The sequence below is a fragment of the Acinetobacter sp. NIPH 284 genome (genome assembly GCF_000369425.1).
GTDB lineage: Bacteria > Pseudomonadota > Gammaproteobacteria > Pseudomonadales > Moraxellaceae > Acinetobacter.
Genome location: NZ_KB850011.1, coordinates 415434 through 441077, shown reverse-complemented (window position 1 = coordinate 441077; position 25644 = coordinate 415434). Strand labels below are relative to the sequence as shown.

The following is a 25644-nucleotide window of genomic DNA, read 5'->3' as shown; positions in this document are numbered from 1 at the left end:
TTTATTTTCCAAAATGATAACGCAAACCTAATAAGTAGGTTCGTGGCGCTGAAGGCGTATAACTAGCTTGATTACTGCTATATGAAGTGCTGTCAGCATAATGGACATCAGCTACATTCAGAATTTGCCCATAAATCTCATAAGCATTTTTACGATAATTTGCACGTAAATTTAGAATGGTATGCCCATCATATTTTTCAGTATTAGCATCATCGATCCAATATGAACCGACATAAACACCTTCAGCCGAAAGTAATAATGCTGGAATAGGTTTGATTTGATATTCAATTGTGCCAAAACTTTTTGGAGAGTTTGGCATTGTATTGCCGCTATAGTTGAGTATTGATGAGGGCTGAAATTCTTTATATTCGTGTTTAGCGATACTTCCAGATAACTTTAAACGTTGATCATACTGTTCAGTAATATTCCAAGTTCCACCAATTTCGATACCTTGATGTAAGGTTTTGCCTGCATTTCGTGGTTCACGGGTATTATCAGGTTTTGTATAACTTAGAACTTCATCCTTACCTTGTAAACGATATAAGGTAATTTCTCCATCCAATCGGTCATCTAAAACTTTGAAACGTAAACCGGCATCAATATTATTAAATGTGGCTTCTTTTAAATCTGGTGTGACCAGATTTGCGCCATATAAACTACTAACTTCTGGTGGCACAAAACCTTGTGACCAATTGCTATACAGATCTAATTCAGGTGAGATATTCCATACAAAACCAAGTTGAGGGCTTGCCTTGTGAAAACTACGTTTTTCGTCTGGCGCACCTGTAACTTTAGAGGGAACAAGCTTGTTATCAAAGTCATAACCGATCCAATCATAGCGTGCACCACCAACCAAATTTAGATTCGGCAAAGCTTGCCAATTTGCTTGTGTGTACAATGCTTGGTTATTGACATCAACTTTGAAATCACGTAACAACTGACGTTGCTTGAAACCCGTATAAACTAGCGTGTTTGGATCACGAAAGACTTGAATATCATTGGTTTGAGCTTGGTTCGGCGAATGATCTGCCATTGCCCCAATGATCAATTTCACCTGATCCAAATTAATGGAATGCTGTAAATTTAAGCCATAAGATTGAAAAGCGTTATAGGTAGTTTGCCCGCTATAAGTTCCTGTAGGCTTTTTATCTTTTACATCAGTGCGAATATTGTAGCTCGGATTTTGATCGGTTGTATTATCGCGATAATATACAGTCAATTGACTTTGTTGCTGATCATCCCACTGATGGTTAATCTGTGATGAAAGGCGGGTTGAGTCTACTTCTCGATACGTAAATGTTTGATAACTATAACCTGGACGTGCGCTAAAATCATTTGCATTTAGGCTACCCGTCATATCGGTTTTTAAATGGTTGTAGCTGAAAATATTTTTGATTTGAGTGGCATCTGATATACGCCAATCATGTCTTAAGGTCACACTTTGCTTATTACTTTCAGCATGATCTTGCCAGCTATCACCACGATCACTGGCATAGGCAGACAGTCTTAAGCCATGCTCTCCAAATTCGGTATCAAACGTATTGGATGCACCTAAATCTAAACGGCGATAACCTTCAGAGCTTGCACTCACACCTAAATCAGCAGTTGGGGTTAAACTCGGTGCTTTGGTGAGGAAATTAATCGTACCACCAATTGCATTACTTCCATACAAGCTACTTGCTGGGCCACGCAAAATTTCAATGCTATCAATTCCAGCTAAATTTACTTCATATAACGCATTGTGGTTAAACACACCAACTGGACGGATTGAAATGCCATCTTCCAAATATTGATAAACAGCAGAAGTGGTGATGGGTTGACGAATCGACATCATATGTTGTTCGTTGCCCAAGTCATTCATTAACACACCTGGGGTTTGATTAACTAACTGACCAATGAATGTGGCATGTTTATCATCTATATCTTGGCTACTAATTTTGCTAATCGCAGCAGGAGTATTATTTATAGATTCTCCTTCACGACTTGCCGTGACTACGATTGTAGCTAGGGTTTTTGTTTCATTTTCAGAAGCTGTTTCAGCCAGAGCGATTGAGCTATAGGTAATCGATAAACATGCTGTCGTTAATACGGACAAACGAAATTGAGTATTCATATTTAACTCTATAAAAGCAATAAACGAGGCTGTACCGCAGTGAGACACTGGATACGGAATGTTAAAAAAGCATTTTTATAGAGCGAGCGGTGGTGCTTGCTTAATTGGAAAGATATAGAAGATACGTGGAATTTGCAGATCTTCTGACCACGTATAACATAGGCATCGTACACGACTAAACCAAGCCAGTACAAAGATTAAAATAAATGCAATTAAAGGAATAATTGCAACAGCATCTAAACCATGTGTACATAAAGGACAATGCTTCATGATTTGACTAGCAAGAGCAAAAACCTCTTTGGCATAGTCACTCAGTTGATCATGCGCAGTCGATTGTAAATGCTGTTGATGATCCATTTCATGCATAGCGTGATGGTGACTTGAATGAGATTCAGACAACATCAAACTATTTTTAATATCTGTGACTTGGCAATGTGTAGGCATTGCATAGAGTGCAGGTACGACGCCAGTATGTACCATCGTTGGTAAGAAGATATGCCAGAGCAAACAAAGCAAAGTAATCGCACCGAATGAGGCACGCCACTTTAGCAAGTGTTGACGAAAACTGGACTTCATATCAGCGATACGTCGTAGGGGAAATGTGGCAGCAGTATAATTAAAAAAATGTTACAGTTCAAAACAAATCCAATATTTAAGAACACAAATATATGGCAGATTACCGTATAAATTTTCCAGTTTTTTCGATGACGAACAATGGGTATTTGAATCTAAAGGATGGATTATTTTAGTATTAACGTATAGAAATAAGAATTATGAATTAGTTTTCTACGACCCTGTTCGTTTGATGCAAACCATAAATGATGATTTGCATTCCAGTCAATGTTTTATAGAACAAAATTTAATTGTAATCCCAAACGTAAATAGGGCAAATATTGAAAAAGTAGTTTTAGATCTAGTGAGTCATGAAACTTTAATGGAAAATTTAAAAATAAAAACAGGCTCATGAGAGCCTGCTTTACATCTACTTAAAGATTAACGATTTGGTAAAACATCTTTAAGTGCTTCATGCATTTCTAACAATGCTTTTTCTGTTGTATCCCAATCGATACAACCATCAGTCACAGATTGACCATATACTAGATCACATAGGTTTTCAGGAATATCCTGACGACCGCCTTTAAGGTGACTTTCAACCATGATACCTACGATTGATTTATTACCATCCAGAATTTGCTCTGTGATGTTCTTTAAAACCAAAGGTTGCAGGTACGGGTCTTTGTTTGAGTTGGCATGACTGGTATCAATCATAATCTTGTTGCTGACTTTGGCTTTTGCCAAAGCTGCTTCTGCTTCCGCAACAGAAGAAGCATCGTAGTTTGGCTTGCCATTACCACCACGTAATACCACATGAGCATAAGGATTGCCTTTGGTATTGATAATTGCCACCTGACCATTTTCATTTAAGCCGAGGAAGCTATGACCGTGCTTAACCGATTGCATTGCATTGGTTGCAACAGTCAAGCCGCCATCTGTACCGTTTTTAAACCCAACAGGAGATGATAAACCAGAAGACATTTCACGATGTGTTTGGCTTTCTGTAGTACGTGCGCCAATCGCAGACCAAGAAATTAAATCTTGATAATATTGCGGTGAGTTTGGATCAAGTGCTTCAGTCGCACATGGCAAACCTTTTTCATTTAATTCAAGCAAAAGACCACGACCAATATGTAAACCTTTTTCAATATTGAAAGAGTCATTCATATCTGGATCGTTGATTAGACCTTTCCAACCGACTGTCGTACGTGGTTTTTCAAAATATACACGCATCACAAGGTATAAAGTATCTTTTACTTTTTCACTTAATTCTTTTAAGCGATCAGCATATTCATTTGCAGCTTTAACATCATGGATTGAACAAGGTCCAATCACCACAAACAAACGTTTGTCATTGCCGTCTAAAATATTACGTACAGTTGCACGTCCTTGTAACACAGTTTGAGATGCAGCTTCAGATAAAGGAAGATCAGCTTTCAGTTCCGCAGGGGTAATTAAGGTTTGAATGCTTTTAATATTAACGTCGTCGATATCTGGCTGAGAAACTGGATTTGACTGTAGAGTATTCATTGCTGTCACAAATTCAATCGAAAGAAGAGGTTATTTTGTCTACGAATATAGCATGAAAAGCCGATTGATTAACTATCGATTCGCAAAAATTGCGGAAAACAATCGGCTTTTTTCAGAATTAAACCATACTAGATGAATGGCTTGTTTGTTGAACAACAGCAACTTTATGGATTTCAACTGGTTTAGGTTTTGCCTTAACTGGATTAACCATAAAGTTAACACCAAGGGCAAATAATGTAATACCTAAGATTCTACGAATAAGTCTTTCTGGCATACGCGAACTAATTAAAGTTCCGACAATAATTGCAGGAATAGAACCAACAAGTAACCACATTAATAAATGAAAGTCGACATTACCTGAAGACATATGACTTAAACCAGCAACAGCGGTTAATAAGACAGCATGTACGACATCTGAACCAATAATACGGATCATCGGTAAGTTAGGAAACATAATTACGAGCGCCATAATCCCGAAAGCACCAGCGCCTACAGAAGACAGGGTGACGAAAATACCTAAAACCATGCCCATGATGACGATATATAAGCGTTTATGCTGGAGAGCATGCTGCTCACTTTCCATATTTGCTTGTTCACGATTACGGAAACGATCAAAGAACTTTTCAACTTGGCTACGAAATACAATAGAGATACCTGTCAAGGTCAACATAAAGCCTAAGACCATGGTCAGCACAGCTTTATAATGCGTTGATTGACTTAAATAATGTTCTAAAATCCAAGAGGTGGCAAAAGATGCAGGAATACTTCCAAGTGCAAGCCAAAGTACAATTGGCCATACAATATTTAGTTTTTTAGCATGTACCATTGAACCGCAAAATTTAGAAATAGAGGCATATAACAGGTCTGTACCGATTGCAATATGAGGTTCAATTTTGAATAAACTAATCAAAATGGGGGTCATTAATGAGCCACCACCAACACCAGTAATTCCTACACAGAAACCAACCAAAACCCCAGCTAGAATAAATTCAACAGGACCAAACATAATCAATATGCCTAAATATGCAAAAACCAGCATATCTTATGCTTTTTTTAGATAACTCGTTGTGATGAATAGTGATTTACTTATGCAAAAAAAAGCTAAAGAATGTCGATGACGGTATAAAAACTGACTGAATTACACAGCCATGTTTCATTAATTTGCACTTATGAATTCGTTGAGTAAATCTTAGTTTGATCAAAGTGACGTAAAATAATTAATTGAAAAGTAGAGCGATTTAAACATTCTCTATTTTGCTAAAATTTTATTTTTGTTAGGTTTTAATTCATTAACCCATAACACCAGTAGAAATGTAATCGGTGTCGCAAATAGCCACCAACTTACAAATCCTATAGCGCTTCCATATTCAAGACAAAGCAAATCGTAGTAGTGGTTGCGCAAATGTAGCCATATGTAGACCATAAACGCCTGCATTTAAGGTTGCTACTGGACTATTATTTCTTGTGTTGCCTAAAATTTTTCCAGCACCATTTAAGGTAATTTGTGTTTGATTTAAGGTAATGGAATGATCTTCTAATAGGAGAATAAATATTAAATGAAAATGATTATTGTTAATAATAAATTGAAAATAAACTCGCAATCATTTAACTATCGTTAATCAAGATAATTTTTAAAGTAATGAATGGAATTTTAGATCAAACATTATATTCACCAATCTTGAACAATTTGGATAGCTTATTATGATTCGATGTAAAATCATTTTGTTAGAATCATTCAAATATTTCAGTGGGGCATTGGTCTTGTTAAAGCAAAAACTAAAAATTGGTATCGTGGTGGGAGAAGTTTCTGGAGATACTCTAGGAGTGAAACTCATGCGCAGTTTTCGCGAACAAGGAATTGATGCTGAATTTGAAGGTATTGGTGGTCCACAAATGATTGCTGAGGGTTTCCATAGTTATTATCCAATGGAAATTTTATCAGTAATGGGCATTGTGGAGGTTTTGAAAGATATAAAGAAGTTATTTGCTGTACGTGATGGTCTAGTTGAACGTTGGACTGAACATCCAGTGGATATTTTTATTGGAATTGATGCACCTGATTTCAATTTACGTCTTTCTAAAACAATAAAAGAAAAGAATTTACCAATTAAAACAGTTCAATACGTAAGTCCATCTGTTTGGGCATGGCGTCAAGGGCGGGTACATGGTATTAAACGTAGTATAGATTTAGTGTTGTGTTTATTCCCATTTGAAAAAACATTTTATGAAAATTACGATGTTCCAGCAGCTTTTGTTGGGCATCCACTAGCCAAACAATTACCTTTAAAAAATCCAATTGTAGAAGCAAAACATCAGCTTGGCTTATCTGCACATGAAATGCACGTTGCTTTATTACCAGGAAGTCGAAGAGGTGAAATTGACAGACTATTGCCTTTGTTAATTGGGGCTGCGGAAATACTACATAAGAAATATCCTGAACTAGAGTTTCTGATTCCAGCAATTAATGATGCTCGAAAACAACAAATTGAACATGGTATTCAAAATTTAAATATCACTTTAAAATCAAAAATTTATATTTTAGAAAATACCGATGCTGAATCTAAAATAGGTCGTATGGTCATGAATGCGAGTGATATTGTCGCACTAGCATCGGGAACTGCGACGCTTGAAGCAATGTTATTACATCGCCCAATGGTGACTTTTTATAAGTTACATTGGTTAACTTATATGATTGCTAAGTTTCTCGTTAAGATTCCATACTACTCTTTACCTAATATCATTGCAGGTAAAAAAGTCATCCAAGAATTAATTCAAGCTGATGCAACACCAGAACACCTTGCTTCTGAAATTGAAAAATTAATGGATAATGAAACAGCACATATTCAGATGATGCAACATCTAAGCATGCACAAACAATTAATCTCAGGAGATACTGAAAATCCTGTTGATGCAATTCTGAATTGTTTAAAAAAAAATTAAGTTAAAAAAAGGTGGCATTTCAAATGCCACCTTATCTTTTACGCTCTTAGAATCATTTCATAGCCTGTGTATTTGCGAATATTGATGACACCAATATCGAGTAATAAATATTGCCCCTTAATGCCATGTAAAACACCACGAATTTTGGGTGTTTTATCCAAATTTAAGGACTTAATTTTTTCTGGATATTGTTCAACTGGGTAAATAAATTCTTTAGGCAATTCATGTTCTAAAAATTCAAGTTCTTCATTGAATTCTAAGTTTCGGCTAAATTCATCTCGAATCGTTTGAATTTTTGGTGCAAATTCTTCCAAAATATGGTCACGTTGCTCAATTAAATTCAATGGTTCAGCTTCACCTTTAAGGAGCTTACGCCAATCCGTCTTATCGGCAATTTGTGTACCAAATAAAGTTTCTAAATGACCAGATAAGCGGCGTGAACCAACTTTTAAAATGGGTAAAGCTTGGGTTGCACCTTGATCTAACCATCGAGTTGGCATATTAACGATACGAGTAATTCCAATTTTTAGTGCACTTGAATTGGCTAGATACACAATATGGGGTTGGAAACAAACCTTGTGTGCAAATTCATCTTCACGACAAGTTCCAAGATGATAATGGCAAGTCTCAGGTTTCATAATACAAAGATCACATTCAGCTTTGGTCTTGAAGCACTTGAAACAGTGACCTTGGGAATATGATTTTGGAGTCTTTGCACCACACGAAGTACAAAAAATATTTCCAGTCCATTCAATTTCTAATTCTTGACCTAATACGAAGGGTAGATCAGTTTCTGAACGATCTAATATAAATTTATATTCAACATTTGCCTTGCTGGTTGGTTGATCAGTTACACTATGCGTTTTGAGCGCTGCGTGCATTTTGTGACAAATGCCTTGTAGTTCCATCAATAAACTCTCATCTTTCTCAATCAAGGGTTGCAGTTATGGCTGAACAAAATGTCATCATTTCTATGCTAGACGATTTATCTAAAGAACAGCCCATTCATACTGCACTTTGTATCGGTCAGCAAATTGATCAAAATGCTGAAATTCAATGGCATCATTTTAACGTAACTGACTTTTTAAATCTGCCATTTACACAACGTTATGATTTAGGTTTTGTATTATTTGATACAGAGCAAATGCAAAACATCACTGAAACACATAAAGCGCAGCTTTTAGTGAAGTTACGCGACTTAATGGCTAAAAGGATTGTTGTTGTTAGTAAACGAAACGATGAAAAGCTATTGCGTTCACTAGGTTTTACTCAACTTATTGATAAGACTACTCATGATAGTGATTTTGCTCTATGGCAATTCAATATTTTAACTTACAAACATGTACCTGATTGGTTTAACTCTAAATTTTGGGCAAATCCAGAAAATTGGAATAAATTTCGTTGGTAATTTCTTAGACTGTACTGCGGCTCTGAATAAGTCGCAGTTATAAAATAATAATAAACTGATTAAATGCTCTTGCAAATTTTAACACTTTAACTTTGTTTTCATGTTGAAAAGCAGCGTATGCTTTTCGAATAAATAATTCTAACTGGAATATAAAAATCATGACAGATTTGACAAATATCGTTGAGATTTTAGCGAAACAGGCCTTAGGCGGTCAGCAACAATCAGGTCAGGGTGGTGGTTTAGGCGGAATTTTAGGTTCGGTATTGGGACAGCTTGGGGGACAACAGCAACAAAATACCCAAAACCAGCAACAAGGTGGTCTAGGCGGAATTCTGGGTTCTGTACTGGGTCAATTAGGTGGTGGTAATACTTCAACACACAGTAATGCAGCAGGTGGTAACACAGCACAAACATTGTTAATCGCCGTTTTGCCTTTAATTCTTGCATGGATTCAAAAACAGGGCGGTTTGCAAGGTGCATTGGATAAACTGAAAAATACAGGTTTGGCAAATCAGGTACAAAGCTGGATCGATCCTCAACAAGTAAATGCTCAAGATGTTCCAACCCAAAATATTCAAAGCTTATTTGATGATCAAGATATCGAACAGGTTGCTCAACAAGCACAAGCGCCAAAGCAAGAAATTTACAGTGCGATTGCGTCTGTACTACCTCAAGTGATTGATTCTTTGACTCCACAAGGTGGAAACACTAATCCACAGGAAGCCAACAATGATATTCAACAAGTTTTAAACTTGGTCAGTGGTTTCTTAAAGAAATAAAATCAATAAAAACAAAAGGGCAGATCGCCCTTTTGTTTTTGGTTTTAGCGGATTACTTCAATTTATTAGAAGTTATATTCCATGCCTAAACCGATTGTGGTTTTCTTATCATCTTTAGTCAACCAGTCACGTTTTTGCTGACCAACTACGCCATAAAAACGTGCTTGTTTATTGATCTGATAGTCAGCACCTACACCATAAAGGTCTTGTCTAAGGTCTTTTTTACCTGCGATGATCGCTGCATCTGTTTCACTTTTAGCAGAAATATACTCTGCTTTTAATTTGATTGGTGTAGAAGGAATGATATATGCAGCAGTTACACCGAAAGCGTTTTCTTTTAAGCCTTTGTATCCTACAAGTGTATCATCTGTAGGTTTCGCAGTTTGCCATAAACCACCGAATACTAAACCTTCAGCACCTACTTGAGATAAATCAAGTGAGCCAGTTACACGTACTGCATCTGTATATACACCAGATAAGCCATAAGCATTATACTTTGATGCAACTGCAAAGTTACCTGCAACAGCTGCATTTAAACCAATATCTTTATTTTCGTAAGTTAGAGACGTTGAAACACCATCACCAAATCCATTACGACTACCTTTTTGACCACTTGCAGAGTTATCTAGAGGTATTGTTTGACCGTTTTTATCCTTAGTAGTTTCATTCTGTTCACCTTGTTGGAACATAATGTTAAACGCTAAACCGCCAAGCAATTTTTTATCAGTTTCAAAACCAATTACGTTAGTTAAGCGATCTTCACCAACAAGAACTTTAGTCATATCCAGTTCATTGTTATCGTTAAAAATATCTTGGTTATTACCCGCAGCACTTTTGAAGTAAGAATCGTATTGACCTACTTTTAATGTTGCAACACCAGCAGATTTAACACCTACAAAACGGTTACGGTTTTTAAAAGCATCACCATCGCCATCTGCCCAAATTTCCCATTCGGCTAAATAAACTGCTGATAAGTTATCAGTCAATTTTTCTTCACCTTTCACACCCAAACGTGAAGCGTTTGAGTTTACTTTCACTACGCTTTCGTCTTTAAAATCATTGTTATCAATATTGTCTAAAGTTACACTCAGCTTACCATACAAAGTTGGTGCTGCTTGCGCTGCATTCATGGCTAAAGTTGCTACAGTAGCAGCAAGAAGCAATTTTTTCATTGAGATTTCTCCAGAACACTTTTTTGTAAATGGCAGTTGCCTTAGTTACTGTAATAAGCTTGCTTATGTACAAAAAGTTACACAGCTCACTGACTTGTATGCAGTATCGGCAAACTTTGTGACAGATAAGTGAAAGAAAAATGACAGTTTGATGACGATTCATATTTAGCAATAATTATATTTGTTATTGATTTTTATATATTTAATAAATAAAAATGGGGCGAAAAGCCCCATCGTATAGATAATTTTTTACTTACAGCATTGCTTTAATCTTTTCAGCAAAGGCTTTAATCTTTTCCTGATCACCCATTTGTGCTGCATGACGACCAAGTTCATGAACTGAACTAGGAATCAAATGGAAGTGCACATGTGGAACTGTTTGCCCAGCAGCAACTCCTGAAAGTTGCATTAGTACGATCCCTTTAGCATCTAAAGCGGTTTCAATTGCTTTAGCTATCTTTTGAACAATTTGAATCGTATAGGCTGCTGCATCAGCAGGTAAATCCATCAAAGTAACAGCAGGTGTTTTAGGAATAACTAAAGCATGACCATCTGCTTGAGGCATAATATCCATAAAAGCGAGGACCTGATCATCTTCATAGATTTTGATTGCAGGTAGTTCGCCTCTTAAGATTCTTGCAAAAATATTTTGGTCATCGTACGCCATGATTAGTCCTTTAATATAATGAGCTGAGAAGTTTTGCTTTTCAGACAAAAATAGAAAATAAACTGCTAAGACTTAAAAATAAGGCTTTTATTTGCAATTTAATTCTTTTTGACGCTCTTTAATTTCATCTAAGCGTTGTTGCTCTCTGTCAGAAAATTTAGGCTTTGTTGTATGGCAGTTTTCATTACCATATTTAGCCTTGGCATCTGCATCTTTAAAACAAAATCCTTTCGATGCATAGATGAGATTATAGTCATCTTGCAACTTTTTACATTCTTGTTCTGGTGTAGCTGCTTGAAGGTTAAAACCTGTAAGGCTTATCAATCCAGCAAAAACTGCAACAGCAAACTTATTCATGAGGTATTCCTCTAGTTAAAAGGCATGAACTCAAATAAATTAAGAAAATATGTCTATTTTCACGATTTGACTTAAGTTCAATTACTAATATACGGCTTATGAATGAAATTTCAATGAAACTGTATTATTGGAGTGTAATTTTTATCACCTTGAGCTTTTTACTTTAGTATAATTTTTGTCCACTCTTCATACATTTTGACAGCAGAAGAAAAGTCACTATTCGCTTCGGCAGTTAAACTTGCAGCCTGAATCAAGCTTTGGGTTAAGGCAAGTATAGGCGCTGGAAGCTTTGCCTCATGCACTAAATTCAACGCAATCCCTGTATCTTTTGCGAGCAAAGGTAATGCAAAAGTTACAGGGAATTCACGGCTGAGAACGCGTTGTGGAAAAACAGTTTCTGTGACCATGCTTTTTCCACTAGAAGCATTAATACAATTCAAAGCTGCATCTAGGTTTACACCATGCGCTTTGAGTGTACTAAATCCCTCTGCAACCGACCATAAATTGACAGCCAGTAACATGTTATTAATTGCTTTAACGGCAAATCCTGCACCCGAATCACCTACGTGTTGAATGAGCTTTCCGACTGCTGCCATCGCAGGATAAGCACGTTCAAAAGCATTAATGTCGCCACCCACCATAACCGTAAGTGTTGCATTTTCTGCACCAATGGTTTGTCCGCTGACAGGCGCATCGAGAAAATCAATATTTTGTGTTTTCAATCGTTCTGCTAGACGGCGCGCTGCCTCAGGAACACCACTGGTGCAATCAATCCAGATTGCACCTGATTTAACATTCACACCATCAATTAATGTTTCAACGTCATCACTAGTCGGTAAACACGAAAAGATAACATCTGCCTGAACCGCTTCAGCAAGTTTAACCGCCAAAGTGCCAAATTCTGTTGCATGTTGCTTAGCTTTATCAAAGTTACGATTCCAAACATAAACTTTTTCGAAATACTTGGGTAAATGCGCAGCCATGCGATAGCCCATAGCACCTAAACCGATGAATGCAACAGATTGAGTCATAGTTTACCTTTTTATTGGAGTTGAACGTTCTGATAACCAAGTTGTCAGTGTTGGCCAGAACTCAATTGAACTGTTTTGACTAGACATTAAACCTAAGTGCCCGCCAGGTATCAAAGTAAACGTGACATCTTGACTATTTGTCAACTGGGTCAGTGGAAAAGCGGCATCAGATGTAACCAGTTGGTCACCTTTACCAGCACCTACCAAGAGCGAACAATTGATATCCTTCAGTTCAATCGTCTCATTCTTGAGTTTGATTGCACCATGCTTTAATGGATTTTGTAGCCATACATTAAACAGCATGTCCTGATTGATACCACCTGGATAGTCAATCATGTTATTCAGGAAATGGCTGAGTGTGGCGTCTTCTTGTACCAGTTTGAGGTTATCAAGATTTTTGAGTAATTGAATATTGCCATCAATCCAACCCTTAGGATCTAACAATTTAAAACCTAATGAGTTTAAAAAACCTGGTGAATGGATCATTAACTTTGGTAGGCGATTATAAATATAGTCCTTGATCATTGGATTACGTGTGGTGACATAAGCTAAGGTTTTATAAAGTCTGCCAATATAACCTGATGCATAACTATCAATTGGGCTACCTAGAACGATTAAATTCTTAACAGCATTGGGTTTATGCCGTGCTGTATAAAGTGTGACAAAAATTCCAGCCATACTCCAACCATGCAAAGAGATTTTTTCAGATTTAGAATGCTTTTGAATCGCCTCAATACAACGTGGAATAAATTTATCGATAAATGATAAAAAATTCACTTGGTAGTTCTTGTAAGTCAACTTACCCCAGTCAATTAGATAAACATCAAAACCACTGTCCTGAAAATGTTTAATCAAAGAGCGGTATGGATATAGATCATAAATATCCATGTTGATGGCAAGAGGAGCTGTAAATACCAATGGCTCTTTGTAACGTTTGTTTTCAGAAGCATAAAAACGAACACGAGTTTGTTTAAATTCAGCAATCACTTGATAAGCTGTCGATTGTGACAATACAAGCCTATCTGCATCGAAGACACGCATAGCCAGATGTTTAAAATTTATTTTTTGCTGTTCTACAAGTGATTTCATCTTTGAAAGTCTCATCATGAGTCAAGATTGCACGAAGTCTAAGCGATAATTTCATCTTATGCCTTGACCTTAAATACGTTAGGCGCTCAAAATGTTGGCATATTTAAACACCTGATCATAAGGCATACAAAACGATGAATCCAAGCGATGATTTAGAATACCAACTTGAAACACTGGCTATTCGCACAGGGCATGATCGTACCTTTGAAGGGGAACATAGTGAACCTATCTTTTTAACATCTTCGTTTGTTTGCGAAAGTGCCGCAGATGCTGCTGCAAAATTTTCTGGGCAAATCGCAGGAAATACATACTCACGTTATACCAATCCAACAGTGCAAGCCTTTGAAAAACGTTTAGCAATATTAGATGGCGCAGAGCGTGCAGTTGCGACCAGTTCTGGTATGGCTGCTGTACATGCGATGTGTATGGCATATTTGAAAGCTGGCGATCATGTGATTTGTTCTCGCGCAGTATTTGGTTCAATCATTGCTTTATTTGAAAAATATGTTGCTAAATTTGCTGTAGAAGTGACTTTTGTCGATTTGGATGATCTTGAAGGCTGGAAACAAGCGATTCGTCCAAATACACGTATTCTCTTTATTGAAACACCCTCGAATCCTTTGGCACAGGTTGGTGATATGCAAGCAATTGCAGATATTGCCCATGCCAATGGCGCATTATTTGCTGTAGATAACTGTTTTTGTACACCGGTATTGCAACAACCGATTAAGTTTGGTGCCGATTTGGTTCTTTATTCAGCAACAAAATATATTGATGGTCAGGGGCGTGCATTAGGTGGTGCAGTTGTTGGCAAAAACGATTTACTTGAAGAAATTAATGGTGTAATCCGTACTTTGGGTAATTCAATGAGCCCATTTAACGCATGGATTTTCCTCAAGGGCTTGGAAACGCTCAGTATCCGTATGAAAGCGCACTGTGAAAATGCACAAAAACTGGCTGAATGGCTGCATCAACATGACAAGGTTGAAAAAGTCTATTACGCAGGTTTGCCTGACCATCCTGGTCATGAGCTTGCTAAAAAACAGCAAAAAGGTTTTGGCGGTGTTGTATCTTTTGTCGTAAGAGGCGAACGTGAAGGTGCGTGGACGGTTATTGATAATACGCGTTTTCTGTCGATTACCAGTAATCTGGGCGATGTAAAATCAACAATTACCCATCCAGCAACGACCTCACATGGTAGAATGTCGCCTGAAGCCAAACAAGCCGCAGGGATTGAAGAAGGATTGATCCGTGTATCTGTTGGCTTGGAAGATATTAATGATATTATTCGCGACTTATCATGCGGTTTAGATTTAATTTAAGAGAGAAATTTATGAACATTAATATGCTCATGCAGCAAGCTCAGCGCATGCAAAAGGATATGGAATCCAATATTAAAAAAGCCAAAGAAGAGCTTGCAAAAACAGAAGTTCACGCTGAGGCGGGCGGTGGTTTGGTTAAAGTAACTATGACTTGCCGTAATGTCGTTAAGCGTATCGAAATTAGCCCAGACTTATTACAAGATGAAGCTGATATGATTGAAGATCTGATTGCTGCTGCGATGAATGATGCAGCACGTCAAGCCGAAGTCATTTCTGAAGAAAAACTTCAAGGTGCAAATTCAGGTATGGGCTTACCACCAGGTTTATCTGGTTTATTCTAAGCCAAAAGTCTCTAAGTCTTTTAGTGAGGCTTAGAGAATCTTTTTTATAAATAATAGAGTTGATCTGTGTTTAGTGAACGATTTGAACAGCTAGTTCAAGCATTGCGTATTTTACCAAGCGTTGGTCCAAAATCTGCACAACGGATGGCATTACATTTGTTGATGAAAAATCGTGAAGGTGCTTTTGCATTATCTTATGCATTACACGAGGCTTCGAGCCATATTCACGAATGCCATATTTGTCATTCATTAACTGAAAACGAAATCTGTGACATTTGTGCGTCTGTAGAAAGAGATGAGCAATTGCTTTGTGTGGTTGAATCTCCAGCTGATGTCATGGCAATCGAACAAAGTGGAAGCTTTAGAGGAAAATATCATGTACTTGGTGGTCATTTGTCTCCATTGGATGGAATAGGTCCTGAAGAAATTGGTATTCCATATTTGATTCAACGATTAAGCCAAGGACAGATTGAAGAAGTAATTTTAGCAACTAATGCCACCGTGGAAGGTCAAGCGACAGCACATTACTTAGTTGAGGCAACGAAACATTTACCAATTCACATGACCAGAATCGCACAAGGCGTGCCACAAGGTGGCGAATTAGAATATGTCGATAGTCATACGTTAAGTCAAGCGGTACATAATCGTATGAAGATGAAATAATTTTATATTCATTGTAAATTCATGCTATTAATTTAAACAAATAATTCACTTTTACATTTTGTCTAACATTATTTTAGGTATATTTGCTTTAATTTATGGCAGTATAAGCAAACGAAAAGGATTTTCGTTTTTGATGAATAGAATAGGAGTAATTTCATGTTTTTCATGTGGAATAGTGATTAAATTATTCTTTGTAGATTTAATTTAGTTTCGTTTCAGCAAAAACTGTATTTTTACAGTTGTATTGCTAGTGTTTTTTATTATTTTACTTGAGCAAATATGTTTCAGTTCATTCAACAGCAAAAAGACCTTGCTGTTCTCCTCAGTCAAATGGAACAATGTTCTACCTACGCACTTGATACTGAGTTTATTAAGGTTGATACCTTATATCCAAAACTTGGGGTATGCCAGATTAATTGTAATGGTCAAATTGCTTTACTAGATGGAGTAGCACTTGATTTAGAGCAGTTTTGGCAGAAGGTTTTTACTGCACAGCAGAATATCTTTCATGCGTGTGGCGAAGATATTGATTTAATTTATCATTATGCAGATCAAAAACCATTAAAAAATGTATTTGATACGCAGATCGCAATGGCATTTCTTGGTCATGGGCTTCAAGTAAGCTATCAAAATGCATTAAAAACCTGCCTAAATATTGATATTGATAAGGATCAAACTCGCTCAGATTGGTTGGCACGCCCTTTAAGCCAAGAGCAAATTAATTATGCCGCAAATGATGTCTTATATTTGACAAAGCTCGCTGATACATTAAAACATGATTTACAGCGTAAAGGGCTTTATCAATATGTTTTGGAAGATTGTCAGAATTTAACGAAAGAAATTGCGATAGAAACTCCATTGACAGAGCTATATACCGATATTGGTAATTATCGCCATTCACGTCGCGAGTTAATGCAATTACAACAGCTCAGTATTTGGCGTGAGCAAATTACTAAAGCAATGAATCAACCGCGTAGTTTTGTTCTCAAAAATACAACAATGCTAGATTTAGTGGAAAAAAATCCACGTAATAATTTCCAACTTGCACAAGTTAAAGATATTCGTCCAAACGTTGTACGTGAACATGGCAAAACCATATTAGATTTATTAAAATTTTTACCGCCTGAAGATGAATGGCCATTAAGAATGGCAAGACCAGTGAAGAATAATTCTAAAGAAGCCGCGCCTCAAATTGATGCTTTAATCGATCGAGTCGTGTTTGAAACTGGCATTCCTAAAGAAGTCTTACTACGTAAGAAATGGCTGAATGCAATTTATGAATATGTTGTATTCCATTTAGAAGAGCAAGAGTTGCCGAGTTATTTGTTAGGTTGGCGCTACGATATCTTGACTAAGCCATTGGTTGCATTACTGCGACAAGATATTGAGTATTTGGCGGCCCAAATGAAGTTAGCTAGGTAAAATAGTTCAGCTGTGAAATACGACTGTTGCGTTAATATTCGTTAATGTACCTAGTTTTTTTTTCATGTATGCTATTTAAAGTCTGTTGGAATCTAAATGACCAATAGTCTCTAAGATTGATAAGAGTTGTGAGTAAACATGCGCTGCGATATTTATAGATCAAGCAAAAAAGACGAAATGTATATGTATATTGCTCGTCCAAATTATTCTGCAGATCAGGAATCAGAAAATCCATTTGAGTCTGTTCCTGAGAGTGTCTTACAAGCTTTTGGAAAAGCTACTTTTGTAATGCATTTGGAACTTCATGATGATCGGAAACTTGCACGTGTAAACGTATTGCATGTCTTAGACTCATTACAGACTAAAGGCTTTTTTATTCAAATGCCGCCAGAAGGACTTATTAATCCAAATGCGGTAGAACCAGAGGGTTTGCGTGGTGCTTGAAACTATAACTGCAATGTGGTCTCACATTCTATCGGTACTGGATCAATTCCCTGAAGAGAATGTTGCGATTATTGTGTATGTTACAGGTGCAATGATTGCATTATGGTGTTGGTATCGTTTGATGTCACGTATGCCTAATCCAATAGGAGGGATTCTTTGGATTATCGTTTTTGCAATCCTTGCTACACCAACAATCTCTGAAGGTCCTAATTCAGAGTTAGCACCCGCTATTTTTGGTTTGATTTTTGGTGTGCTCACAAAAGAGCATGTTTTAATCTGGTCAAATTTATCTTTGATTCTCTTTGTCATTGGTACAGGATTATTGATCGGCTTCTGCTGGTCAAAATACAGTGCAAATAAACTTGCACGTTCGGTTTAGATATTCACATAAAGTTAAAGAAAAATAAGGTTTTCAAATGTCTGCTGATACACAACACTTCACTGGTACAGATCAATATATTGCAACTGACAGCCTGAAACTTGCGGTAAAAGCCGCGCGTGCTTTACAAAAACCATTATTGGTGAAAGGTGAGCCAGGTACAGGTAAAACATTACTTGCAGAACAAGTTGCAGAAAGTTTAGGTCTAAAACTAATTACTTGGCATATCAAATCAACAACCAAAGCTCAGCAAGGTTTGTATGAATATGACGCAGTTTCTCGCTTGCGTGATAGCCAGTTAGGTGATGACCGAGTCTATGACATTAAAAACTATATTAAACCGGGTAAATTGTGGGAAGCATTTACGAGTGAAGAACGTTGTGTATTGTTAATTGATGAAATTGACAAAGCAGATATCGAGTTCCCGAATGACTTATTGCATGAACTCGACAAAATGTCGTTTTATGTTTACGAGACTGGTGAAACCATTACCGCAACACAACGCCCAATTGTGATTATTACTTCGAATAATGAAAAAGAATTACCAGATGCATTCTTGCGTCGCTGCTTCTTTCATTATATTGAATTTCCTGATGAAGCAACGATGCGTGAAATTATTGCAGTGCATTTTCCAAATATTTCGAATACTTTGGTCGGTGAAGCATTGCAAATATTCTTTAAGTTACGTGAAGTCACGAATTTAAAAAAACCACCATCAACGTCAGAGTTAATTGACTGGTTAAGCTTGCTTATGGCAGATGATATGCCTGAAGACGTATTGCGTAATCATGATAAATCTAAAGCAATTCCACCATTGTATGGTGCGCTGATTAAAAATGAACAAGATGTACAATTACTTGAACGTTTAGCTTTTATGTCACGCCGCTAAGAGTGTAATCACATGTTTGTGCGATTGTTTTACACCTTACGTAAATATGGTGTACCTGTTACAACTCGTGAGTTGATTGATCTCAACCAAGCGGTTGCATCAGGTCTGGTATTTGCAGATCAGGAAGAATTCTATCAGTTGGCTAAAACAGTTTTAGTCAAAGATGAACGTTTCTTTGATAAATTCGATCGTGCCATGAAAGATTATTTTGATGGCATTGAAACTTTTGATTTAGATGAACTACTTAAACAAGTTCACAAGTTACCTAAAGACTGGTTTGACCTAGAACTCTTAGAAAAACATCTGACACCAGAGCAACGTGCTGAGCTACAAAAAGCAGGTTCTTTGGAAGAACTGATGAAAATGTTGGAAGAACGTTTACGTGAACAGCATAAAAAACATCAGGGTGGTAATCGTATGATTGGCACTGGCGGAACTTCACCTTTTGGTGCTTTTGGCGATCATCCTGAAGGTGTCCGAATAGGTGGTCCAGGGCGTAAACGTTCAGCGGTAAAAGTATGGGAGCAGCGTAAATACCAAAATCTTGATGATGATCAAGTTTTGGGAACACGTCAGATGCAAATTGCATTACGCCGATTACGTAAGTTTGCCCGTCAGGGTGCAGCTGAAGAACTCGATGTTGACGGTACCATCCGTGAGACTGCAAAGCAGGGTATTCTGGATGTACAGCTCGTGCCTGAGCGCCGTAACCGTATCAAGGTACTGATGCTGTTTGATGTCGGTGGTTCAATGGATGCCTATATCGCTGAGTGTGAAAAATTATTTAGTGCGGCGAAGTCTGAGTTCAAAACCTTAGAATATTTCTATTTCCATAATTGTCTCTATGATTATGTTTGGAAAGACAACCATCGCCGTAGTTCAACTCGTATGAATACATGGGATTTATTCCATACTTACGGTCGCGACTATCGTGTAATTGTTGTCGGTGATGCCAGTATGGCACCATACGAACTCAAGTCGGCAGGTGGTTCAGTTGAATACATGAATGATGAGTCGGGCGAAGTATGGCTTAGACGTTTACGTCAGCATTTTGACAAAACCGCTTGGTTAAACCCTGAAATGGAAGGTTACTGGCATTACACCCAGACCATTAACTGGATCAAAGAAATTTTTGAAAATCATATGTACCCAATGACACTAAAAGGCATTGAAGATATGACGCGTTATTTGTCACGTTAAAAATTCATATGAATACTTTATAAAAACAGGAGGAATCATGGAACAGGTGTTGAACCCGCAGGTCATGGTTTAGATACAGATAAGCATTCGGCAACGTTAACCTTAGGCAAACCCGGTCAAATTCATGGGATGGCGTGTTACGTACTTGAGGATGAAAATGGTGAGCCACTTCCAGTGCATTCGATATAATGACCGCTTCTGTATAGAGGCGGTTTTTTTTCTGTTAAATAGATGCTAATCCCGTTAGAATAAAGCGTTTTTGCAATTAGCACTTTTGGAGACGCCTAAGTGGAGCGACCTACAATCAGCCCTGAACATTTACAAGAAGCGGCTGAAAACTTAGTAACCATTCGAGATTTTATTCGTTTTGGTGTAACCGCACTTCGTCAATATGATGCACACTTAGGTCAAGGTACTGAAGATTATTTTGCGGAAAGCTCTGCACTTGTTTTGCAAACACTGTCCCTAGAATGGAAAGCTGATGCAGAAATATTAGATGCAAAATTACTACCAACTGAAAAAGCAGAATTTTTAAGTCTATTAGAACGTCGCATCAATGATCGTATTCCAACCTCATATTTATTAAATTTGGCATATTTCTGTAATAAACCTTATTATGTAGATGAACGTGTACTCATTCCGCGTTCGCCAATTGCTGAATTGATCGAACAACGATTTGCACCATATTGTTTGAATGAAAATGGTCAAATGCTCGAAGCATTGAATAATTTACCAGAAAACACGAATCCGAAAACGCCACAACGTATTTTAGACATGTGTACGGGTTCTGGCTGTATTGCAATCGCTTTAGCTTATGCATTCCCAGATTCTGAAGTCGATGCAACTGATATTTCCAAAGAAGCTTTGGAAGTTGCATCAATTAATGCTGAACACCATGATAAGCAATATCAAGTCGCATTACTTGAGTCTGATTTGTTTGCAAAAATTCCTGCTGAAAATCAATATGATTTAATCGTAAGTAATCCTCCATATGTAGACGCAGAGGATATGGCAGATTTACCAGAAGAATTCTTATACGAGCCTGAGCTTGCACTTGCTGCTGGTCAAGATGGTTTGGATTTGGTTCGTAAAATGTTAGCGCAAGCTGCTGACTATTTGACAGAAGATGGTTTAATCGTCATTGAAGTCGGTAATTCAGAATGGGCGATGCGTCAAAACTTTAATACTGTTGATTTCCATTGGCTTACATTCCAAAAAGGTGGTTCTGGTATTTTTGCATTAACTGCGGAACAATGCCGCCGTTATAAAGATATATTCCAGCAATCTATTCAAAATTAAGGGGGTGAAAATGGCAGGAAATAGTATTGGTCAGTTATTCCGTGTGACCACATGTGGTGAATCACATGGTGCTGGCTTGATGGCAATTGTAGATGGCGTACCACCGGGACTAGAACTTTGCGAAGCAGACTTGCAAAAAGATTTGGATCGCCGCAAGCCGGGTACTTCTAAGTTTGCAACGCAACGTAAAGAGCCTGATCAAGTTGAAATTATTTCTGGTGTTTTTGAAGGCAAAACTACGGGTACATCAATTGGTTTATTGATTCGTAATACAGATCAAAAATCAAAAGACTACGGTAATATTGCCCAAACATTCCGTCCTGGTCATGCTGATTATACCTATACTCAAAAATATGGTTTCCGTGATTATCGTGGTGGTGGTCGCTCAAGTGCACGTGAGACAGCAATGCGTGTTGCGGCAGGTGCGATTGCTAAAAAGTATTTGGCAGAAAAATTTGGTATTGATATCCGCGGACATGTAACACAGATCGGGAATGAAATTGCAGAAAAGTTAGATTGGGCTGAAGTGCCAAATAATCCATTTTTTTGTGGTGATGTTGATGCAGTTCCTCGCTTCGAGCAATTAGTCACAGCATTGCGTGAGCAAGGCACTAGTTGTGGTGCAAAACTCGAAATTATTGCTGAAAAAGTACCCGTCGGTTGGGGTGAACCTGTATTTGATCGTCTGGATGCAGATATTGCTCACGCTATGATGAGTATCAATGCGGTTAAAGGCGTTGAGATAGGTGATGGTTTTGCAGTTGCTGGACAGTTTGGTCACGAAACTCGTGATGAATTAACCACAGATGGTTTCCTTGCAAATCATGCTGGTGGAATACTTGGTGGTATTTCAAGTGGTCAAACGATTCGTGTCGCGATTGCTTTAAAACCAACCGCAAGTATTACCACTCCTGGTAAAACCATTACAATTGATCGAGAAAACACGGATGTGTTAACCAAGGGTCGTCATGATCCTTGTGTGGGCGTTCGAGCGACTCCAATTGCTGAAGCAATGTTAGCAATTGTTCTAATGGATCATTTTTTAAGACACCGTGCTCAAAATGCTGATGTTGTAGTTCCATTCCAACCAATTGAGCCATAATTTTAATTTTTCACATACTTGCGACACTTTGCGCGCAAGTATGTTGTTTAATAATAAAAAATTAATCTTATAAAGTCTCAGAAATTACATTTTCACTCGTTGCAACATGATATTGATTTCTACCATTATTTTTTGCTACATACAAAGCATGATCTGCTTGAGAGATAAACTCTGATAGGCTGTCATTAAGATGAGGAGTTGTTGTTGCAACACCCACACTGATCGTTACATATTTAGAGACATTACTTCTAGGATGTGCAATCCCTATATTTTGCATTAATCCCATTAAACGTTGAACTTGTATCAGTGCTTGATCTTTATCCGTCATGGAAAATAAAAGTAAGAACTCTTCACCGCCATAACGTGCCGCAAGATCTCCACTTCGCGATGAGATTGAACCCAGCAAAATGGCAATTCGTCTAAGACATTGATCCCCCTGAATATGGCCTAATGTATCATTGTATAGTTTAAAAAAATCGATATCGATCATCATGATTGTGATAGGAACTTCATGACGGATTGAGCGTTTCCACTCATTTTCAAGCACTTCATCGAGGTATCTACGGTTCGCTAAACCAGTTAAAGCATCTTGTTGAGATAAAATTGAAAGTTGTTGCGCCTGACGCATAAGCTCTAATCGATTTAGTTCGATCATACAGTCTTGTAGATAATTCTCTCTATGTTGCCGATCTATTGCATAAGCTAAAGCCATTCCTAGAAAGCTACTAAAAGTATAAGTTCGATTTAAGTAAGTCCAATCAATTGATCCATTAAGCCAAACACTAATGGCAATACCAATTAAACCACCAGACCAACCAGCAAACATCGCTGTATAAAATCGCATACCAACGAAGCCATATATAATGACCACGGCATACATCATGGCAGCATGAAAAAGAACGTTATTCTGGCCATGTTCAAATACATTAATTAACGTGAAAGTAAGAGCGACGGCACCTATAGAGCCTAAGCAAACATAGTAATCAAACCATCTATTCATTGATGGAATGAAAGCAAGTAACCATGCAAAAACAATTATCATGCCGACCCAACCGTAGTACGCGACCCATGCAGTGCGTAGCTCTGTAGGTAGAACTTGATAAGTACCAAAACTTAAATATAAATAGAAGAATAGAATGATTGGTGCACGGTAACGGAATTCATGTGCAGCTTCATTTTTATACTGATCTTTATAAATGACTTCTAATTCTTTAGGAAACCAAACTAAATTTAGTCCGCGAGAGATTAACAAGTCAATCTGTTCTTGCCCGAGTAAGTTGGATGCTTTTAACTTCATCTTAATTCTCATCGCCCCCAATGTTCTTATAAATGTAAATAGGGATTGTTAACTACGTTACACTGTATTAAATAAAATGTGTATTGGATTATATAAAATTAATCATTTTTTATGATAATCAGATTTTATTGCCAGTATTCTATATTCTTCGGGTGTAATATGAATGTATTAGCAACGAATATAATGATTAAACTTAATAAAATGCTGAACAGATAAAAAATGTTACAAATTAAATAGCAATCATTGTATATTAATTGTATTACGATTAAATCTAGCTATAAAAATAAGCAGCAATCGTGGAAAATAATTGAAATAAGTCATACGAAATAGGATGGATCGAAATGACTGTTATGAAGCAATATGGAACAAAACTAGAAATAACACCTCACTCAGAATGGGCACAACAATTTTGGGATGAACTTGTTCCTGCAAAAGAACGAGTAAGCAAACACCCTTTATTTTTAGATATGGCAAGCGGTAGCCTAAATTTAGAATGCTTTCGGTCAGCATTATTAAATTTTTACCCTTTGGTTGCTCATTTTCCATCATATATGGCAGGTGCTTTGGCTAAAGCGACGGCTTTTTCTTTAGATGGTGTAACTGAGACTAGAGATTGGTTAATTCAAAATATCAAAGTTGAAGAAAGACATTTACATTGGTATCAAGATTGGGCGAAGGGTTTTGGCATAACGACTGAAATGTTGAATGAAGTTAGACCACCAGTAGCAATGAATGCAATCAATCATTTTTTATGGGATGTAAATTTTAGGGGAAGTTTAGCGGAGAGTATTGCTGCAACAAATTTAGCAATAGAGTGGGCGACAGGCGATTGGACCATTCATGTTTATAAAGGAATACAAGCTTATACAGAAACACCAGAAGTAAATATTAATAAAAGATCATTGGCATGGTTAAGAGCTCATGCACACTATGATGATCTACATCCTTATGAGGCGATGGAGCTGATTAAGAGATTATGCGACAAAGATCCAGTTTCTCAGAGAAAAGCTTTTTTAGCAGCGAAAGAAGGCTTGGCTTATTATGAGCTGGCTTTAGATGAGTGTTACAAGTTACAAAATAATAATTAAAAATACTGAATAAACTGCTATTTAGTTGGAGTACTAAGTAGCAGTTTTATTTAATTTTTTAAACTGAATTCATTTTATCGTAGAAATTCTTTAATTTAGGGAACTCCAGTGGCGGGTTAAGTTGTCTAGATTAACTATGTATTCTTCAAAACGAATAAAAATTTTTTCTCGTTCTTTATATATAGGACATGGTAGGCAATAAAAGTTTGGTGCTGATCAATATCATTTAATATTTAATAAAGAACTTCTAAAGCAGAATTACAGCAATTTTTGTCGTTGAACCAAATCGCTAAGCATCTTGGTTTAACTGATAGAACTTTACAACGTCAACTTGCAAATGAAAAAAAACATTTCAAATCTTACTTAGTGAAAGCCGTCAGGCAAAAGCAAAAGCTCTTTTAAAAGAAAATAAATTTATCCATTCAAGAGATTTCAAATCTTTTAGGCTATGCAGATATTTCTCATTTTCACGTGCTTTTAAAAAGTGGACAAATATGACGCCAAGTAACTATAGAATACCAAAATAAAGAAAATAGACTATCTAACTAATGTTATAA

General features: G+C 37.1%; 25 protein-coding genes and 4 pseudogenes. 16 read left to right on the top strand and 13 right to left on the bottom strand.

Annotation, left to right across the window (positions count from 1 at the left end; translation table 11 throughout):
• Position 1: 1 nt before the first annotated feature.
• From F908_RS08090 to F908_RS08070, 6 genes and pseudogenes are all read right to left on the bottom strand, one after another.
• Positions 2-2113: a TonB-dependent receptor gene (locus tag F908_RS08090; protein ID WP_005160229.1), complete on the bottom strand. Its 2112-nt coding sequence runs from the start codon at positions 2111-2113 to the stop codon at positions 2-4.
• Positions 2114-2188: 75 nt separating this feature from the next.
• Positions 2189-2689 (bottom strand): hypothetical protein, encoded by a 501-nt coding sequence (locus tag F908_RS08085; RefSeq protein WP_005160226.1) that lies wholly within the window; start codon positions 2687-2689, stop codon positions 2189-2191.
• A gap of 417 nt (positions 2690-3106) precedes the next feature.
• Complete coding sequence (locus F908_RS08080) at positions 3107-4198, bottom strand: 3-deoxy-7-phosphoheptulonate synthase (RefSeq protein WP_005160221.1); 1092 nt, start codon at positions 4196-4198, stop codon at positions 3107-3109.
• Between the two features lie 118 nt (positions 4199-4316).
• Positions 4317-5204, bottom strand: a complete 888-nt coding sequence (locus F908_RS08075; protein WP_005160219.1) for a sulfite exporter TauE/SafE family protein — start codon at positions 5202-5204, stop codon at positions 4317-4319.
• Between the two features lie 243 nt (positions 5205-5447).
• Positions 5448-5579, bottom strand: a pseudogene (locus F908_RS16275) (DUF1634 domain-containing protein); the annotation flags it as partial.
• A pseudogene (locus tag F908_RS08070) lies at positions 5575-5736 on the bottom strand (PepSY domain-containing protein); the annotation flags it as partial. The pseudogenes F908_RS16275 and F908_RS08070, both read right to left, overlap by 5 nt.
• A gap of 223 nt (positions 5737-5959) precedes the next feature.
• Between F908_RS08070 and lpxB the strand changes: the two are divergent.
• Complete coding sequence (gene lpxB, locus F908_RS08065; protein WP_171063561.1) at positions 5960-7138, top strand: lipid-A-disaccharide synthase; 1179 nt, start codon at positions 5960-5962, stop codon at positions 7136-7138.
• Positions 7139-7176: 38 nt separating this feature from the next.
• Here the strand turns inward: lpxB and F908_RS08060 are convergent, their stop codons facing one another.
• Complete coding sequence (locus F908_RS08060; RefSeq protein WP_005160214.1) at positions 7177-8046, bottom strand: DUF2797 domain-containing protein; 870 nt, start codon at positions 8044-8046, stop codon at positions 7177-7179.
• 38 nt (positions 8047-8084) lie between these two features.
• Here F908_RS08060 and F908_RS08055 point away from each other — a divergent pair, with 38 nt between their 5' ends.
• On the top strand, positions 8085-8546 hold the full coding sequence (locus tag F908_RS08055) for a DUF6231 family protein (RefSeq protein ID WP_005160212.1): 462 nt from the start codon (positions 8085-8087) through the stop codon (positions 8544-8546).
• Positions 8547-8704: 158 nt separating this feature from the next.
• Complete coding sequence (locus F908_RS08050) at positions 8705-9325, top strand: YidB family protein (RefSeq protein WP_005160209.1); 621 nt, start codon at positions 8705-8707, stop codon at positions 9323-9325.
• Between the two features lie 65 nt (positions 9326-9390).
• Here F908_RS08050 and F908_RS08045 read toward each other — a convergent pair whose 3' ends face one another.
• From F908_RS08045 to F908_RS08025, 5 genes are all read right to left on the bottom strand, one after another.
• The gene (locus F908_RS08045; protein ID WP_005160206.1) at positions 9391-10497 is read right to left on the bottom strand and encodes a porin; all 1107 of its coding nucleotides are present in this window, start codon (positions 10495-10497) and stop codon (positions 9391-9393) included.
• A 253-nt stretch (positions 10498-10750) separates the two neighbouring features.
• Complete coding sequence (locus F908_RS08040; protein WP_005160203.1) at positions 10751-11164, bottom strand: HIT family protein; 414 nt, start codon at positions 11162-11164, stop codon at positions 10751-10753.
• Positions 11165-11251: 87 nt separating this feature from the next.
• Positions 11252-11521: a YARHG domain-containing protein gene (locus F908_RS08035; protein ID WP_005160201.1), complete on the bottom strand. Its 270-nt coding sequence runs from the start codon at positions 11519-11521 to the stop codon at positions 11252-11254.
• A gap of 158 nt (positions 11522-11679) precedes the next feature.
• A complete protein-coding gene (locus tag F908_RS08030; protein ID WP_005160199.1) occupies positions 11680-12552 on the bottom strand; it encodes an NAD(P)-dependent oxidoreductase in 873 nt (290 codons plus the stop codon).
• 3 nt (positions 12553-12555) lie between these two features.
• Positions 12556-13641, bottom strand: coding sequence for an alpha/beta fold hydrolase (locus tag F908_RS08025; RefSeq protein ID WP_005160197.1), 1086 nt, complete (start codon positions 13639-13641; stop codon positions 12556-12558).
• 134 nt (positions 13642-13775) lie between these two features.
• On the opposite strand from F908_RS08025, the gene F908_RS08020 reads away from it, so the two are divergent.
• The 11 genes and pseudogenes from F908_RS08020 to aroC all read left to right on the top strand — a co-directional run bounded on the left by F908_RS08020 (position 13776) and on the right by aroC (position 22702).
• A complete protein-coding gene (locus F908_RS08020; protein ID WP_005160195.1) occupies positions 13776-14963 on the top strand; it encodes an O-succinylhomoserine sulfhydrylase in 1188 nt (395 codons plus the stop codon).
• A gap of 11 nt (positions 14964-14974) precedes the next feature.
• The gene (locus F908_RS08015; RefSeq protein ID WP_005160192.1) at positions 14975-15304 is read left to right on the top strand and encodes a YbaB/EbfC family nucleoid-associated protein; all 330 of its coding nucleotides are present in this window, start codon (positions 14975-14977) and stop codon (positions 15302-15304) included.
• Positions 15305-15370: 66 nt separating this feature from the next.
• Entirely contained in the window at positions 15371-15967 is a 597-nt protein-coding gene (gene recR / locus F908_RS08010) for a recombination mediator RecR (RefSeq protein ID WP_005160191.1), read from the top strand.
• A gap of 279 nt (positions 15968-16246) precedes the next feature.
• Complete coding sequence (locus tag F908_RS08005; RefSeq protein WP_005160190.1) at positions 16247-17389, top strand: ribonuclease D; 1143 nt, start codon at positions 16247-16249, stop codon at positions 17387-17389.
• A 138-nt stretch (positions 17390-17527) separates the two neighbouring features.
• Positions 17528-17833: a YcgL domain-containing protein gene (locus F908_RS08000; protein WP_005160189.1), complete on the top strand. Its 306-nt coding sequence runs from the start codon at positions 17528-17530 to the stop codon at positions 17831-17833.
• Complete coding sequence (locus tag F908_RS07995) at positions 17826-18212, top strand: hypothetical protein (protein ID WP_034601375.1); 387 nt, start codon at positions 17826-17828, stop codon at positions 18210-18212. The genes F908_RS08000 and F908_RS07995 overlap by 8 nt, the downstream gene beginning before the upstream one ends.
• A gap of 37 nt (positions 18213-18249) precedes the next feature.
• Complete coding sequence (locus F908_RS07990; protein WP_005160188.1) at positions 18250-19101, top strand: AAA family ATPase; 852 nt, start codon at positions 18250-18252, stop codon at positions 19099-19101.
• A 12-nt stretch (positions 19102-19113) separates the two neighbouring features.
• Positions 19114-20301, top strand: coding sequence for a vWA domain-containing protein (locus F908_RS07985; protein WP_005160186.1), 1188 nt, complete (start codon positions 19114-19116; stop codon positions 20299-20301).
• A gap of 45 nt (positions 20302-20346) precedes the next feature.
• Positions 20347-20487 (top strand): annotated as a pseudogene (locus F908_RS15555) (tryptophan synthase subunit beta); the annotation flags it as partial.
• A gap of 102 nt (positions 20488-20589) precedes the next feature.
• Positions 20590-21600, top strand: coding sequence for a 50S ribosomal protein L3 N(5)-glutamine methyltransferase (gene prmB, locus F908_RS07980; protein ID WP_005160183.1), 1011 nt, complete (start codon positions 20590-20592; stop codon positions 21598-21600).
• 10 nt (positions 21601-21610) lie between these two features.
• Positions 21611-22702, top strand: a complete 1092-nt coding sequence (gene aroC, locus F908_RS07975) for a chorismate synthase (RefSeq protein WP_005160180.1) — start codon at positions 21611-21613, stop codon at positions 22700-22702.
• Between the two features lie 67 nt (positions 22703-22769).
• On the opposite strand, the gene F908_RS07970 is transcribed toward aroC, so the two are convergent.
• Positions 22770-23999 (bottom strand): GGDEF domain-containing protein, encoded by a 1230-nt coding sequence (locus F908_RS07970; RefSeq protein ID WP_005160176.1) that lies wholly within the window; start codon positions 23997-23999, stop codon positions 22770-22772.
• 341 nt (positions 24000-24340) lie between these two features.
• Here F908_RS07970 and F908_RS07965 point away from each other — a divergent pair, with 341 nt between their 5' ends.
• Positions 24341-25087, top strand: a complete 747-nt coding sequence (locus tag F908_RS07965) for an iron-containing redox enzyme family protein (protein WP_005160172.1) — start codon at positions 24341-24343, stop codon at positions 25085-25087.
• A gap of 267 nt (positions 25088-25354) precedes the next feature.
• Positions 25355-25614, top strand: a pseudogene (locus F908_RS16505) (helix-turn-helix transcriptional regulator); the annotation flags it as partial.
• Positions 25615-25644 lie beyond the last annotated feature (30 nt).

Coding starts and splice junctions, on each gene's coding strand:
- F908_RS08090 (WP_005160229.1), bottom strand. CDS start 2,113: ATGAATACTCAATTTCGTTTGTCCGTATTAACGACAGCATGTTTATCG.
- F908_RS08085 (WP_005160226.1), bottom strand. CDS start 2,689: ATGAAGTCCAGTTTTCGTCAACACTTGCTAAAGTGGCGTGCCTCATTC.
- F908_RS08080 (WP_005160221.1), bottom strand. CDS start 4,198: ATGAATACTCTACAGTCAAATCCAGTTTCTCAGCCAGATATCGACGAC.
- F908_RS08075 (WP_005160219.1), bottom strand. CDS start 5,204: ATGTTTGGTCCTGTTGAATTTATTCTAGCTGGGGTTTTGGTTGGTTTC.
- F908_RS08060 (WP_005160214.1), bottom strand. CDS start 8,046: ATGGAACTACAAGGCATTTGTCACAAAATGCACGCAGCGCTCAAAACG.
- F908_RS08055 (WP_005160212.1), top strand. CDS start 8,085: ATGGCTGAACAAAATGTCATCATTTCTATGCTAGACGATTTATCTAAA.
- F908_RS08050 (WP_005160209.1), top strand. CDS start 8,705: ATGACAGATTTGACAAATATCGTTGAGATTTTAGCGAAACAGGCCTTA.
- F908_RS08045 (WP_005160206.1), bottom strand. CDS start 10,497: ATGAAAAAATTGCTTCTTGCTGCTACTGTAGCAACTTTAGCCATGAAT.
- F908_RS08040 (WP_005160203.1), bottom strand. CDS start 11,164: ATGGCGTACGATGACCAAAATATTTTTGCAAGAATCTTAAGAGGCGAA.
- F908_RS08035 (WP_005160201.1), bottom strand. CDS start 11,521: ATGAATAAGTTTGCTGTTGCAGTTTTTGCTGGATTGATAAGCCTTACA.
- F908_RS08030 (WP_005160199.1), bottom strand. CDS start 12,552: ATGACTCAATCTGTTGCATTCATCGGTTTAGGTGCTATGGGCTATCGC.
- F908_RS08025 (WP_005160197.1), bottom strand. CDS start 13,641: ATGAAATCACTTGTAGAACAGCAAAAAATAAATTTTAAACATCTGGCT.
- F908_RS08020 (WP_005160195.1), top strand. CDS start 13,776: ATGAATCCAAGCGATGATTTAGAATACCAACTTGAAACACTGGCTATT.
- F908_RS08015 (WP_005160192.1), top strand. CDS start 14,975: ATGAACATTAATATGCTCATGCAGCAAGCTCAGCGCATGCAAAAGGAT.
- F908_RS08005 (WP_005160190.1), top strand. CDS start 16,247: ATGTTTCAGTTCATTCAACAGCAAAAAGACCTTGCTGTTCTCCTCAGT.
- F908_RS08000 (WP_005160189.1), top strand. CDS start 17,528: ATGCGCTGCGATATTTATAGATCAAGCAAAAAAGACGAAATGTATATG.
- F908_RS07990 (WP_005160188.1), top strand. CDS start 18,250: ATGTCTGCTGATACACAACACTTCACTGGTACAGATCAATATATTGCA.
- F908_RS07985 (WP_005160186.1), top strand. CDS start 19,114: ATGTTTGTGCGATTGTTTTACACCTTACGTAAATATGGTGTACCTGTT.
- aroC (WP_005160180.1), top strand. CDS start 21,611: ATGGCAGGAAATAGTATTGGTCAGTTATTCCGTGTGACCACATGTGGT.
- F908_RS07970 (WP_005160176.1), bottom strand. CDS start 23,999: ATGAAGTTAAAAGCATCCAACTTACTCGGGCAAGAACAGATTGACTTG.
- F908_RS07965 (WP_005160172.1), top strand. CDS start 24,341: ATGACTGTTATGAAGCAATATGGAACAAAACTAGAAATAACACCTCAC.